This is a genomic window from Stenotrophomonas sp. SMYL20 (assembly GCF_036320045.1).
In the GTDB taxonomy this organism is placed as follows: Bacteria; Pseudomonadota; Gammaproteobacteria; order Xanthomonadales; family Xanthomonadaceae; genus Stenotrophomonas; species Stenotrophomonas maltophilia_A.
Genome location: NZ_JAWIRT010000002.1, coordinates 183128 through 196772, shown reverse-complemented (window position 1 = coordinate 196772; position 13645 = coordinate 183128). Strand labels below are relative to the sequence as shown.

The 13645-nt window shown below is 67.9% G+C and carries 10 protein-coding genes; 2 read left to right on the top strand and 8 right to left on the bottom strand.

Annotated elements, in window-relative coordinates; translation table 11 throughout:
* Window positions 1–89 precede the first annotated feature (89 nt).
* Window positions 90–578, bottom strand: coding sequence for a bacterioferritin (gene bfr, locus V3B48_RS02450; protein ID WP_004151115.1), 489 nt, complete (start codon window positions 576–578; stop codon window positions 90–92).
* A gap of 123 nt (window positions 579–701) precedes the next feature.
* Between bfr and V3B48_RS02445 the strand changes: the two genes are divergently transcribed.
* On the top strand, window positions 702–3029 hold the full coding sequence (locus V3B48_RS02445) for a penicillin acylase family protein (protein WP_329893090.1): 2328 nt from the start codon (window positions 702–704) through the stop codon (window positions 3027–3029).
* Between the two features lie 39 nt (window positions 3030–3068).
* On the opposite strand, the gene V3B48_RS02440 is transcribed toward V3B48_RS02445, so the two are convergent.
* Both V3B48_RS02440 and asnB read right to left on the bottom strand, forming a co-directional pair.
* Window positions 3069–4454: a cation:proton antiporter gene (locus V3B48_RS02440; protein WP_329893089.1), complete on the bottom strand. Its 1386-nt coding sequence runs from the start codon at window positions 4452–4454 to the stop codon at window positions 3069–3071.
* Between the two features lie 100 nt (window positions 4455–4554).
* Window positions 4555–6246, bottom strand: a complete 1692-nt coding sequence (asnB, locus tag V3B48_RS02435; RefSeq protein WP_049399515.1) for an asparagine synthase B — start codon at window positions 6244–6246, stop codon at window positions 4555–4557.
* Between the two features lie 339 nt (window positions 6247–6585).
* On the opposite strand from asnB, the gene V3B48_RS02430 reads away from it, so the two are divergent.
* Window positions 6586–7464 (top strand): tetratricopeptide repeat protein, encoded by an 879-nt coding sequence (locus V3B48_RS02430; RefSeq protein WP_329893088.1) that lies wholly within the window; start codon window positions 6586–6588, stop codon window positions 7462–7464.
* A 66-nt stretch (window positions 7465–7530) separates the two neighbouring features.
* Here the strand turns inward: V3B48_RS02430 and dapE are convergent, their stop codons facing one another.
* From dapE to V3B48_RS02405, 5 genes are read right to left on the bottom strand one after another with little or no spacing between them, the layout of a single operon-like run.
* Complete coding sequence (gene dapE / locus V3B48_RS02425) at window positions 7531–8667, bottom strand: succinyl-diaminopimelate desuccinylase (protein ID WP_121503840.1); 1137 nt, start codon at window positions 8665–8667, stop codon at window positions 7531–7533.
* Window positions 8664–9035 carry an arsenate reductase gene (locus V3B48_RS02420; RefSeq protein WP_180838119.1) on the bottom strand — a complete coding sequence of 124 codons (372 nt, stop codon included), beginning with the start codon at window positions 9033–9035 and terminating at the stop codon, window positions 8664–8666. The genes dapE and V3B48_RS02420 overlap by 4 nt, the downstream gene beginning before the upstream one ends.
* 31 nt (window positions 9036–9066) lie before the next feature.
* Window positions 9067–9936: a hypothetical protein gene (locus V3B48_RS02415; RefSeq protein WP_329893087.1), complete on the bottom strand. Its 870-nt coding sequence runs from the start codon at window positions 9934–9936 to the stop codon at window positions 9067–9069.
* Between the two features lie 2 nt (window positions 9937–9938).
* Complete coding sequence (gene dapD / locus V3B48_RS02410; protein ID WP_032127931.1) at window positions 9939–11018, bottom strand: 2,3,4,5-tetrahydropyridine-2,6-dicarboxylate N-succinyltransferase; 1080 nt, start codon at window positions 11016–11018, stop codon at window positions 9939–9941.
* On the bottom strand, window positions 11018–13645 hold the full coding sequence (locus V3B48_RS02405) for a [protein-PII] uridylyltransferase (RefSeq protein ID WP_032127932.1): 2628 nt from the start codon (window positions 13643–13645) through the stop codon (window positions 11018–11020). The genes dapD and V3B48_RS02405 overlap by 1 nt, the downstream gene beginning before the upstream one ends.

The window sequence follows — 13645 nt, the reverse complement described above, 5'->3', positions numbered from 1 at the left end:
GGTTTCGTCTGTTCTCGCCGCCCCCGGGTCGGCGGTTTTGTCACGAGCAGCCGACCAGCGGTCGGCTCTACCCAAAGCGGGGTGCCGGCTCAGTGCGCCGGAGCGCCGTTGCCGTCGATCTTGCTCAGCTGGTACAGCTCCAGGCCGATGCGCTTGATCAGGCCCAGCTGCTGCTCCAGCCACCAGGCGTGGTCTTCCTCGGTGTCCTTCAGCTGCGCCAGCAGCATGTCGCGGCTCACGTAGTCACCCTTCTCTTCGCACAGCTTCATGCCGGCGGCGAGATTGTTCCGAACCGCGTATTCAGTGTCGAGATCCTTCTGCAGCATCTCTTCCACGGTCTTGCCCGGCTCGGTGGCATGCGGGCGCATGTCCGGGTCGCCGCCGAGGAACAGGATGCGGCGCAGCAGCGCGTCGGCGTGCTGGGTTTCCTCTTCCATCTCGTGGTTCAGGCGTTCGTACAGCGCGAACAGGCCCTGGTCCTCGTAGCGGCGGGAATGGATGAAGTACTGGTCGCGGGCAGCGAGTTCGCCGCGCAGCAGTTCCTTCAGGCAGGCGATGACGTCCGGGTTGCCTTTCATGGGGGGCTCCTGTGAATCGATGTGGCATAGGGTGCCGCATTTCAAAATACGGTGATCTAATCGGAATCAGTCGCAGTTGCGCCTGCGGCTACAATCGGCCCACGAGTTCGGAAAGGACGTGCGATGCGACGTACATGGCGTTGGGTGCTGGGTGTGTTGGTCGCCATCGTGCTGGTCACCGCACTGGCCCTGTGGCTCCTGCTGCGCGGCAGCCTGGCCGACCTGGACGGCGAGCATGCGCTGCCGGGCCTGGCCAAGCCGGTCACCATCGAGCGCGATGCGCTGGGGGTGGTAACCATCACTGCCGGCAGCCAGGCCGACGCGATGCGCGCACTCGGCCATGTGCATGCGCAGGAACGCTATTTCGAGATGGACCTGATGCGCCGCAGTGCCGCCGGCGAGCTGTCGGCATTGTTCGGGCCGAAGGCCATTGAAGCTGACAAGCGCATGCGCGTGCACCGCCTGCGCGCCCGCACCGAGGCGCATCTGGATACCGCGCTGGGCGACAACGGCGCGGTCGTGCGCGCCTATGTGGATGGCGTCAACGAAGGCCTGACCGATCTCTCCGTGCGGCCGTGGGCCTACCTGCTGCTGCGGCAGTCACCGCAACCGTGGCAGGCCAGCGACAGCGTGCTGGCCGGGCTGGCCATGTACGCCGACCTGCAGGACCCGAACAACCAGACCGAGCTTGCCCTCAGCCGCATCCGTGCGGTGGTGCCGCCGGCGCTGTACGCGCTGATTGCCCACGACGGCACCGAATGGGATGCACCGCTGTTTGGCGAAGCCACCGGCAATGCGATTCTGCCCGATGCCAGCCAGCTCGATCTGCGCACATTGAAGGGAAAGCCGGGCACCGAGCAGGAGGAGGCGGACGTCATCGGCAGCAACAACTTCGCGGTGGCCGGCGCACTCACCGCGGACGGCCGCGCCATCGTCGCCGACGACATGCACCTGGGCCTGCGTGCGCCGGGGCTGTGGTTCCGGGTGCGCCTGCGCTATCCGGACCCGCAGGCCGCCGGCGGCCAGGTCGACGTCACTGGCTTCTCGCTCCCTGGCCTGCCGGCGGTGATCGTCGGCAGCAACGGCCACGTCGCCTGGGGCTTCACCAACAGCTACATCGACACGGCGGACTACCGCACGGAACCGGCCAACGCCACGGTGACCGTGCACGAAGAACGCATTGCGGTGGCCGGCCAGGCCGACGTGCTGTTCCCGGTACGCGAAACCGCCTGGGGGCCGATCCTGCACACCCATGCCGATGGCAGTGGCGATGCCCTGCGCTGGGTCGCACACCTGCCCGGCGCCGTACGCCTGGATTTCGCTGATCTGGCCCGCGCCGGTGACCTGGACGGTGCACTGCACTTCGCCGACCGCGCCGGCATTCCCGCGCAGAACCTGGTGGTCGGCGACCGCAGCGGCCGCATTGCCTGGCGGCTGATCGGCGCCCGCCCTGACCGCGGCCCCGACTGTGCGCCGGCCGGCTTCACGGCCGCCAGCAACCAGGACTGCGCACCGTGGCCGATCCGCAGCGATGCCTCGCCTGCATTGATCGATCCCCCCAACCATCGCCTGTGGACCGCCAACGGACGCGTCCTCGACGGCGAGGCACTGGCCAGCGTCGGCAACGGTGGCTATGACCTCGGCGCGCGTGCGCAGCAGATCCGCGACCTGCTCGCCATCCAGGACCGCTTCGACGAACACGACCTGCTGGCGATCCAGCTCGATGATCGCGCCGTGTTTCTGCAGCGCTGGTGGGCGTTGCTGCATGACGTCATCGAACCCAGTGACGACCCTGCACTGAAGCGCTTGAAGGCGGTCAGCCATCAATGGGGCGGCCGGGCCTCGGCCGGCTCGGTCAGCTACCGGGTGGTGCGCGCGTTCCGCACGCAGGTGATGGATACCCTGTCCGAAGCACTGCTGGCACCGGCCAACGCACAGCTGGGCGATGACTATCTGGACCCGCGCCTGGCACAACTGGAAGGCGTGGCCTGGCCGATGCTGCAGCAGCGCCCCGCCAACCTGCTGCCACCGGCCTACGACAGCTGGGACGCGCTGCTGCTTGATGCCGCACGCCGCACCGAGAGCGAGCTGGCCAAGCAGGGCCCACTGGCCCAGCGCACCTGGGGAGAGCGCAACACCGCGGCGCTCTGCCATCCCATCGCGCGTGCATTGCCGGATATCGCCAAGCGCTGGCTGTGCATGCCCGCCGATCCCCTGCCCGGTGACCGTGACATGCCGCGTGTGCAGACGCCGAACTTCGGCGCCTCCGAACGCATGGTGGTTTCGCCCGGCCACGAGGCCGACGGCATCGTGCACATGCCCGGCGGCCAGAGCGGGCACCCGCTGTCGCCGTACTGGGGCGCCGGCCACGAAGACTGGGTGCATGGGCGGCCGACACCGTTCCTGCCCGGCAAAGCGCAGCACACGATGACGCTGGTACCGGCGCGGTAGCGGTCGTGCCGGCCGCTGGCCGGCACGACCGTCCAGCGCTCAGCCCCGGCGCCGCTCGATCAGGTTCAGTAGCGGCCCGGTCATCGCCGTGGTCACCAACGCCATGATCACCAGCACCGCGAACAGCCGATCGCCGAGCAGGCCCAGCTCGTAGCCCAGGTTGAGCACGATCAGCTCCATCAGGCCACGGGTGTTCATCAGCGCCCCCAACCGCCACGCTTCGCGCGTGGGCATGCCCGCACTGCGCGCGGCACTGAAGGTACCCAGCAGCTTGCCCGTCGTGGCCACAGCGATCACCACCACGCACAACACGATATCGCTGGCCTGCAGCGCATCGGCGCGCATGCGCAGGCCGGTCATGGCGAAGAACAACGGCAGCAGCAGGGTCACCGCGAACGGTTCGACGCGGGCCATCAACAGGTCGCGCAGCTGCGCGTTGGACGATACCGCGACGCCCGCAGCGAATGCACCGAACAACGCGTGGATGCCCAGCATCTCGGTGACCAGCGCACTCGCCAGTGACAGCAGCAGGATACCCAGCAACCAACGTCCCTCACGGCCCGGCGCGATCTGCTGGCGGGCAAACCACGGCTTCACCAGCCCCAGCATCAGCGCCACGAACACGACCACGCACAGCAGGTTGAGGCTGGCCGGCAACCAGCCGCTGGCCTGGGCGGCGGCGACGATCAAGGCCAGCAGGCACCAGGCGGTGGCATCGCCCAATGCCGCGCAGGCGATCGCGGTCTGGCCCAATGGCGTCTGTGTGATCCCACGATCGGCAAGGATGCGCAGCAACACGGGGAACGCGGTGATGCTCATGGAGATGCCGACGAACAATGCGAATGCAGTAAAGCCCACACCCTGCGGACCGTGCTGCGGATACAGCCAGATCGCCAGCGCCACGCCGAGCACGAACGGCACTGCAATACCGGCATGGCTGACCGTGAAGGCGAAGCGCCGGCGACCACGCAGCGCCGCCAGGTCCAGCTCGGCACCGGCTACCAGCAGGAACATCAGCACGCCCAGCTGGCTGAGCATGCCCAGCGGACCCAGCGAGCTGGCCGGGAACAACGCACCATGCAGCTGCGGCAGCAGGCTGCCGAGCACCAGCGGCCCCATCATCAGGCCAGCGGCCATCTCACCGATCACCGCCGGTTGTCCAAAGCGCTTGAGCAGCGCACCCGCGCCCTTGGCCACCAGCAGCAGCACCAGCAGCTGCAGCAGGAACAAGCCCAGCGGTGAGGCAAGGTGCTGCGCCCAGCTGCCTTCGGCGGCGGTGGCGCGGGCAACCGCCTCGGGCGCCGCCGGCCCGGCATACCGCGCCAGCAGTACGCCAGCCAGCAACGGCACCCCGGCCCAGGCCAGATAACGCCATCCCCATTTCCTGGGCGGCACGTCGCCGCCTGCCTGTACGTCCATGAACATTCCCCAATGCGCAGGGGGCGATCATACAAAAAGGGGACGGAGGGGATTAAGTCGTTAGTGGCACAAACGACTTAATCCCCTCCGTCCCCTTTTTGAGGGCTTAGGCCAGTGCCTGTTCGTGCACCCCGGCGATCGCGCGGCCCGAGGGGTCCGCCGCCGCGGCGAAGCTGGCATCCCAGGCAATGGCGGCCGGCGACGAACAGGCGATCGACTTGCCGCCCGGCACGGTCTCGGCCGCCGCACGGCTGGGGAAGAACTGCTCGAACAGGTGGCGGTAGTAGTACGCCTCCTTGGTCTGTGGCGGGTTGTGCGGGAAGCGCTTGTCGGCCGCCGCCAGTACACGGTCGCTCACCTGTGCTTCGGCATGCGCCTTCAGCCCGTCGATCCAGCCGTAGCCAACGCCATCGCTGAACTGTTCCTTCTGCCGCCACAGGATGCTGTCCGGCAGGTAGCCGTCGAACGCCTCGCGCAGCACCGCCTTTTCGATGCGACGCCCGCCAAAGCCGGCGCCGACCATCTTGTGCGCGGCATCGAAGCGCATCGCCACATCAAGGAACTCACGATCGAGGAACGGCACGCGCGGCTCCACGCCCCAGGCCATCATCGACTTGTTGGCGCGCAGGCAGTCGTAGTTGTGCAGCGCGTCCAGCTTGCGCACCAGCTCGTCGTGGAATTCACGTGCATCCGGCGCCTTGTGGAAGTACAGGTAGCCACCAAAAATCTCATCGCTTCCCTCGCCGGACAGCACCATTTTCACGCCCATCGCCTTGATCCGCCGTGCCAGCAGGAACATCGGCGTCGAGGCGCGGATGGTGGTGACGTCGTAGGTTTCGATGTGGCGGATCACTTCCGGCAGTGCGTCGAGGCCTTCCTCGAAGGTGTATTCGAAGCCGTGATGCACGGTGCCGAGTGCCTCGGCAGCGATCGCCGCGGCCGCCAGATCGGGCGAGCCCTTCAAGCCGATCGCGAACGAATGCAGGCGCGGCCACCAGGCTTCGGTCTGCCCGCCATCCTCGATGCGGCGGCGCGCATAGCGCGCGGCCACCGCCGCCACCAGCGACGAGTCCAGGCCACCGGACAGCAGCACCCCATACGGCACGTCGCTCATCAGCTGGCGCTCCACCGCATGCTCGAAGGCCTGGCGCAGTTCGGCCAGGTCGGCCTGGCGGCCCTGCACGTCGGCGTAGTCGCGCCACGGCTGCTGGTAATAGCGCACCAGCTCACCGCTGGCACTGTCGAAGTAGTGACCCGGCGGGAACTGTGCGACGTCGGCACAGGTATCGACCAGCGCCTTCATTTCCGAGGCCACCCGCAGGCGCCCCTGGGCATCGTGGCCCCAGTACAGCGGCACCACGCCCACCGGGTCACGCGCCACCAGCACGCGCCCGCTGTCGCGGTCCCACAGCGCGAAGGCGAAGATGCCGTTGAGCTGTTCCAGCCACTGCGCCGGCGAACTGCCCTGGCGATACAGCGCGTTGATCACCTCGCAGTCCGAGCCGGTCTGGAAGTCGTAGGCGGTGGTCAGCGCCGCCTTCAATGCCTGGTGGTTGTAGATCTCGCCGTTCACCGCGAGCGCCAGCTGGCCATCGGCCGACAGCAGCGGCTGCGAACCACCGGCCGGGTCGACGATGGCCAGCCGCTCATGGACCAGCAGCGCACCTTCGTCGAGGTACACGCCGCTCCAGTCCGGGCCACGGTGGCGCTGGCGCTGCGACAGTTCCAGCGCATGGCGGCGCAGGGCGGGAAGATCGTCACCGGCCTGCAGGCCGAAGATTCCGAAGATCGAACACATGGGAGAGCTCCTGTTGGGGGATTTCACGGGTGGGAGGGTGTTCGACCGGCCATCCAGGCCCGGGTGGGGCTGCGCCCGGGCACAAAAAAACCCGCATCGGCTGATGCGGGTTTTCTGGTGTCCGGGCGTGTGTTGCTGTCTATCTACCCAGGGCGCAGTCCCGCATCGGCCGCGCACGATTATTCGCGCGCAGATTATTGCGGTTGTTGTTATTGACGGCGGTGGCCAGGCGGATCGACATGGCATCGACCCTACCCCGGTTTCCGGCACGGCGCAACCGTTGCGTTGGCAACCACTCCCCGGCGCGCATAATGGCCCGCCGTGAAACGTGTAATGGAAATGCAACACCGCACTGGACGCAACGCGGCGCTGGCCGCCCTGCTCTGCCTGGGCCTGGCCGCCTGCCAGACCCTGCCTCCGCCCTCCACGCTGCCGCTGGCGCAGCAGCAGGCACTGGAGCAACGCGGCACCGACGGCAGCTTCGACGGAGCCTGGGACACCGCGCAGACCTTCGAACGTTTCAACGATCCGCGCGCCGTTACCTACTACGAGCGTGCTGCCGCGATCACGCCCTGGACCTTCCACAACACCAAAGCGGAAGAAGCACTGGGCCGGATCTGGATCTCCGGCAGGCTGCAGCATGCCGACAGCCCCCACATCAACCCTGCACCTGTCCTGCGCGCGTCCTGGCGACGTGGCGAACGCGCCTATCTGGCGGCTGCCAACCACGGCAATCCCTATGCGTTCTACGGGCTCGCCAAGGCCTACCGCCAGCGAGGCGACGCGCAGCAGGCGCTGCGCTGGGACCTGCGCGGAATGATCTACGAGCGCTACCCGAGTTCGTCGTCGCGACTGCCGGATGCGGTGGCCGCACAGGGTGACACCGTGCATCCGCTGGTGGCGCAGATCCAGCGTCGTGCCGAGCACGGCGACGCCGAAGCGCAGGTCGACCTGGGCGCGCTGCTGGAGAAAGGCATGGGACTGCCGCGCGATCCGGCGCGTGCGCTGCAGCTGTACCAGCGCGCCGGTGAGAAGGGCAATGTGTTCGGCCAGTACTTCGCCGGTCTGCTGCTGGGCCGCAGTGCGCCGGGTGTGGAGAAAGACACCGACGCGGCGGCGCGCTGGTTCGCCAGAGCCGAGGCGCATCACTTCTACATGGCCGCGCCAAGTTACTGGAAGAAAGCGGTCGAGCCGCCGTTCTTCATCTTTTCCGAGTAGAGAAGCGGCCCCGGCGGGAGGCGTGCCGACCAACGGTCGGCACCCACCCTCGCGGGATTCATTCCGTCATGGGGTTCCCACCAGCAGCCGTTCCACCAGGCGCTGGTACAGCCCCGGCAACGCTTCCAGATCGTCCACGCGTACGTTCTCATCCACCTGGTGGATGCTGGCGTTGACCGGCCCCACTTCGATGCACTGCGCACCCAGTGGCGCGATGAAGCGTGCATCTGACGTGCCGCCGCCGGTGCTTTCTTCCGGCGCACGGCCGATGTGCTCGGCCAGCACCGCACGCGCGGTGGCGCGCAGCGTGCCTTCCGGGGTGTAGAACGGCTCGCCGCTGCGGTGCCACTTCAGCGTGTACTGCAGGCCATGGCGGTCCAGCAATGCGGTGATCTCCGCCTCCAGCTTCGGTGCATCCCAGTGCGGGTTGTAGCGGATGTTGAAATCCACCTCCAGCTCGCCGGGAATCACGTTGTTGGCACCGGTGCCGGCATGGATGTTGGAGACCTGCAGGCTGGTCGGCGGGAAACTCTCGTAGCCGTCATCCCAGCGCCGCGCGCTCAGTTCGGCCAGGGCCGGAGCAGCCTGGTGAATCGGGTTGCGCGCCTTATCCGGGTACGCCACGTGGCCCTGTACGCCCTGCACGCGCAGCTTGGCCGACAGGCTGCCACGACGCCCCACGCGCAGCAGGTCACCCAGGATCGCGGTCGACGACGGTTCACCGGTAATGCACCAGTCGATGCGTTGGCCGCGCTCGGCGAACAGCCGTGCAACGTGACGCACACCATCGATGGCATCGCCTTCCTCGTCGCTGGTCAGCAGTACCGCCAGCGTGCCAGGGTGATCGGGATGTGCGGCGACGAACTGCTCGGCGGCGACCACGAACGCCGCCACGCTGCCCTTCATGTCGGCGGCGCCACGGCCGTACAGCACGCCGTCACGGATCTGCGGCGTGAACGGGTCGCTGGCCCAGGCCTCGCGCGGGCCCGTCGGCACCACGTCGGTATGGCCCAGCAGCACCAGCACCGGCGCGCCCTGGCCATGGGTCGCCCACAGGTTGTCGACCTCGCCCAGGCGCAGGTGATCGCACTGGAACCCGGCCTGCTTCAGGCGTGCCGCCAGCAGTGTCTGGCAGCCAGCATCATCCGGCGTCACCGAGGGTCGTGCGATCAGTTCGCAGGTCAGGTCGAGGACCGCACTCATGCGTCACCCACGCCGAAGCGGGCCTTGAAACCGTTGTCGCTGAAGCCCTGGCTGACCGTGCCATCGGCCGTGACCACCAGCGGACGCTTGATCAGCTGCGGGTATTCACGCAGCAGCAGCTTCCATTCGGCCTCGGAGTCGGCGGCCTTGCGGTTGTCCGGCAACTGCCGCCAGGTGGTTGACGACTTGTTCACCATCGCGGCCAGGCCCCCCAGCTGCCCAGCCCACGCCAGCAGTGTTTCCGGGCTCGGCTTGTTCTCGCGGTAATCGACGAAGGTGTAAGGCACGCCGAAGCGGTCCAGCCACTTGGTCGCCTTCTTGCAGGTATCGCAGTTCTTCAAACCGTAGACAGTGGTGCTCATGGCCATCTGTGATGCTGGAAAACAGAGGGCCAGAATCTCACAACAGGCGCTCGGACACGACCCGGAACGGCACCCGTGGCAGCCGGAAGGCCAGCCCTTCCTGCAGCGCCAAGTCCATCGCCTGCAGCCGCGGACACTGCTGCTCACCGATCAGGCGCAGGGGCTGCAGGCTGTCGATCTCCACCGGCAGCGCGATGCGGGTGCTGGCCCAGCGGCCGTCGCAGGTACGGGCGATGGCCTCGTCCTGGCAGGTGAGGAAACGCAGCAGGGCCTGGTGGCCGTCCAAGGCCGCCGACCACGCCGCCGCATCCTCCCAGCCTGCAGCGGCCTGCCACTGCAGGTGCAACCTCGGCGCACTGCCCTGCCCGCCTTCGATCAGGGTGTGCCCATCGCCATCGGTGCGCACCACATGCTCGAAGCGTGTGGACAGATGCGGCTGCATGGCATCGCTGAAAACGCGCGCGCCGGCGACGAAGGCCAGCTGGTCCATCACGTTGCGATCAAACAGCACCACCGGCGTCCCGTCCGGATCGTCGTCACGACGCAGGTACCAGCGCCAGTTGCTCTGCCGTGGCGACGGCATCAGGGAACGCAGCGTCCCGATCAACGCCGGCCCGAAGTGGCCGTGACGGTAGCTGAGGATGGTGTAAGGCGTACGTCCGGCATGGACCACGTAATGATGGCCCGGTGGCGGCGTTGGTGCGTGGCACACGTCGACCCACCAGCTCACGTAGACCACGTCGCGCACGTCACTGACCAGCGCCGGCATCGGCCAGCGCCGCGACAGTGCGCGGCGCAGCCCGGTCCAGCGCGGGGCGTGCAGCAGGCGCGGCAGCATCCGCCCGACCAGGGTGTCGGACGGATGCCGGTAGATCGCGGACTGCGCCAGATCCTCCGGCGCAGTCACCTTCAGTCGGCCAGGCCGCGCAGCAGGTCGTTGACGCTGGTCTTGCTGCGGGTCTTGGCATCAACCTGCTTGACGATCACCGCGCAGTACAGCGAATGGGTACCGTCCTTGCTCGGCAGCGAGCCGGACACCACCACGCTGTACGGCGGGATGTAACCGTAGGTGATTTCGCCGGTGGCACGGTTGTAGATGCGGGTGCTCTGGCTGAGGAACACGCCCATGCCGATCACGCTGTGGTGGCCGACCACCACGCCTTCCACCACTTCCGAGCGCGCACCGATGAAGCAGTGGTCCTCGATGATGGTCGGGCTGGCCTGCAGCGGTTCCAGCACGCCACCGATACCGGCGCCGCCGGACAGATGGCAGTGCTGGCCGATCTGCGCGCAGGAGCCGACGGTGGCCCAGGTATCGACCATGGTGCCTTCGCCGACGTAGGCGCCGATGTTGGTGAAGCTCGGCATCAGCACCACGTCCTTGCCGAAGTAGGTGCCGCGGCGGGCGATCGCGCCCGGCACCACGCGCACGCCACCACGGCGGAACTTCGCCTCGTCATAGCCGGCGAAGCGCGATTCGACCTTGTCCCAGAACGGCGCCGGACGGGCGTCGACCACGGCCATGTCATTGACACGGAAGTACAACAGCACGGCCTTCTTCAGCCACTCGTTGACCTTCCAGCCACCCTGACCGTCCGGCTCGGCAACACGGAACTCACCGCTCTCCAGGCCGTCAATCACGCGGTTGACCAGCGGCTTGGTCGAGCCTTCCAGCTCGTGCAGGGTCAAGGTAGCGCGGCGCTCGAAGGCACTCTCGATGCCGAACTTCAGCTCTTCCACGCCCGGGGCCGACGGCTTGCGCAGCGACTTGCGGGCAATGGTTTCGGCGCGAACCGCTTCGGCACTCTTGGCCGGCGCCGGCTTCTTCACAGCACGCTTCACCGCAGCCGCTTTCTTCGCCGGGGCCGTCACCGCAGCGGCCTTCTTCGGCGCTGGGGTCTTCTTCGCGGCCGGTGCGGCAGCAGCAGGTTTCCGGGCCGCTGCGCTCTTGGGGGTCGCGGCGGTCTTCTTGGCGGGCTTGGTGGCCATCAGGCGGGGTCTCCGGCGTTTCGATCAGGGTCCAGGCAGGCCAGCATCGCGTCATGCAGCTGCTGCCGGGCAGGTTCAGTCAGGGGGAGGTCGTGCTCGTCACTGATCACGAAGGTGTCTTCGGCGCGTTCGCCGAACGTGGCAATGCGCGCATCATGCACGCGCAGGCCCTGATTGCGCAGCACGAACGCCACATCGGCCAGCAGGCCGGGGCGGTCGGGGGCGACCAGGGCGAAACGGGTTGCGCCCGGCTCATCGCGGAATTCGATGCGCGGGGCGAAGCGGAAGTGCCGCAGCTGCCGTGGCACCACCCGGCGTGACGGCCGCAGGCGCGACAGGTCACCACTGAGTGCGTCGCGCAGCGCCGCTTCCAGGTTGGCACTGCTGCCATCGGCGAAGGTATCGGCCGGGTTCACTTCGAAGGTATCGAAGATGGTATCGGCCGGACCGTCCAGCACGCGTGCGCGGTGGATGCCGTAGCCCTTGCGGTCCAGCGTCATCACGATCGCGGCGAACAGGCCGTCGCGGTCCGGCGAATGCACGAAGACTTCCAGCGCGGGATCGTCGACACTGATCCGGCGTACCTTCACCAGCGCCTGGCCCTGCTTCACCGGCACCAGCGCGGCAGCCTGCCAGGCCAGCTGCTCCGGGCGCAGGCGGATGAAGCCTTCGTCGGGCATCACCGCGAACTGGCGATCGATGGTGGCATCGTCGTAACCCCGCTCGCGCACCAGCGCGCGCACGCTGTCACGCGCTTCGGCCACGCGCTCGGCCGCCGGCACCGGGTGTTCCAGCCCCTCGCGCAGCGCGCGCCGGGTGGCGAAGTACAGGTCGGCCAGCAGGCGGTCCTTCCAGGCGTTCCACAGCTTCGGGCTGGTGCCGGCGATATCGGCGCAGGTCAGCAGGTACAGGTAGTCCAGGCGGTCGCGGCTGCCGACCAGGGTGGCAAAGCGATGGATCACCTCCGGGTCGGCGATGTCCTGCTTCTGCGCGGTCACCGACATGCGCAGGTGCTGTTCGACCAGCCACGCCACCAGTTCGGTGTCGGACGTGCTCAGCGCATGCGCCTGGCAGAACGCGCGCGCGTCCACCGCGCCCAGTTCCGAATGGTCGCCGCCACGGCCCTTGGCGATGTCATGGAACAGGCCGGCCAGCAGCAGCAGCTCGGGCTTGCGCAGGCGCGGCCACACTTCGTGCGCGATCGAGAAGCGCTCGTCGGCACGGCTGCTGGCAAACAGGCCGATGTTGCGCAGGACCATCAGCGTGTGCTGGTCGACGGTGTAGACATGGAACAGGTCGAACTGCATGCGCCCGCTGACCTGGGCGAACGCGGGAATCCACTGGCCAAGCACGCCCAGCCGCGCCATGCGCGAGAGCGTATCGACCGGGCGCTGGCCGCGCAGCAGCGCCAGGAACTGCTCGCGTGCATCGGCATCAGCCTGGTCGTAGGCCGGCAGCAGTGGCAGCGCTTCGGCCAGCGCACGCGCGGTCAGCGAATGCAGGCCGCGCACCTGCGGATTGTTGGCCCAGCTGGCGAACAGCGCGAACACCTGGCCGATGTCGCCGCGCGGCCAGTCGGCTTCGTTGGCCGCCAGGTAACCACGGCGCAGGGAAAAACCCACGGTCAACGGCTCCGGCTGCGCCTCGCCGTCGAACTGCTCCTCGAAGCGCTGCAGCAGGCGGTCGCTGATCCGGCGCACCACCAGTGCAGCACGGTAGAACCCCTGCATCATCTTCTCGACACCGAGATTCTCGGCATCGTCTTCAAAGCCCAGGCGTGCCGCCAGGGTCTTCTGGTAATCAAAACGCAGGCGCTCTTCCGGGCGACGCGCGACCAGATGCAGGCCAAAGCGCAGCCGCGCCAGCACCGCACGTTCGCGCTTCAGCGCTGCGGCTTCGTCAGCGCCCAGATGGCCGAGCCCGACCAGCGCCTCCAGGTCACGCACACCGAACGCACGCAGTGCCATCCAGCCCAGCGTGTTGAGATCGCGCAGCCCACCGGGGCCATCCTTCAGATCCGGCTCCAGGTTGTCGGCGGTGTCGCCGAAGCGCTGGTGTCGGTTGCGCAGCTCTTCCAGCTTGGCCAGGAAGAAGGTGCGCGCCGGCCACAGTTCACGATCGTCGACGGCCTCGCGCAGCGCGCGGCGCGCCACATCATCGGCCAGGATCGGGCGCGCCTCGATCAGCGCGGTCAGCACGGTCTGGTCCGCTGCCGCCTCGCGGCACTGCGATGAAGAACGCACCGCATGGCTGACGGCCAATCCGCAGTCCCACAGCAGCGCGAACAGGCGCGCCAGTGCCGCCTCATGGGCCAGCTGTGCCGGCGGATCGCCGAACACCAGCAGGTCGATGTCCGAACGCGGGAACAGTTCACCGCGTCCGTACCCACCCACCGCGAACAGTGAAAGGCCACTGTCGGCCGGCAGGCAGCGCTGCCAGGCCAGGCGGATCAGATGGTCGGCAGCGCGCGCCCGCAGCGCCAGCAGGCGCTCGATGTTGTCGCCCTGGTCGAAGCGGCGGTACAGGCGCGCGTCGGCCTGCTGCAGCGCTTGGCGCGCGGCAGCAGCCCAGTCCGGGTCGTTGAGCGACGCGGCCGGCGTGTCCAGCAGCGAACTCGCCGGCAGCAT

Bases quoted from the DNA above. Each gene is read 5' to 3' on its own strand.
- bfr (WP_004151115.1), bottom strand. From the start codon at position 578: ATGAAAGGCAACCCGGACGTCATCGCCTGCCTGAAGGAACTGCTGCGC.
- V3B48_RS02445 (WP_329893090.1), top strand. From the start codon at position 702: ATGCGACGTACATGGCGTTGGGTGCTGGGTGTGTTGGTCGCCATCGTG.
- V3B48_RS02440 (WP_329893089.1), bottom strand. From the start codon at position 4,454: ATGTTCATGGACGTACAGGCAGGCGGCGACGTGCCGCCCAGGAAATGG.
- asnB (WP_049399515.1), bottom strand. From the start codon at position 6,246: ATGTGTTCGATCTTCGGAATCTTCGGCCTGCAGGCCGGTGACGATCTT.
- V3B48_RS02430 (WP_329893088.1), top strand. From the start codon at position 6,586: ATGCAACACCGCACTGGACGCAACGCGGCGCTGGCCGCCCTGCTCTGC.
- dapE (WP_121503840.1), bottom strand. From the start codon at position 8,667: ATGAGTGCGGTCCTCGACCTGACCTGCGAACTGATCGCACGACCCTCG.
- V3B48_RS02420 (WP_180838119.1), bottom strand. From the start codon at position 9,035: ATGGCCATGAGCACCACTGTCTACGGTTTGAAGAACTGCGATACCTGC.
- dapD (WP_032127931.1), bottom strand. From the start codon at position 11,018: ATGGCCACCAAGCCCGCCAAGAAGACCGCCGCGACCCCCAAGAGCGCA.
- V3B48_RS02405 (WP_032127932.1), bottom strand. From the start codon at position 13,645: ATGCTGCCGGCGAGTTCGCTGCTGGACACGCCGGCCGCGTCGCTCAAC.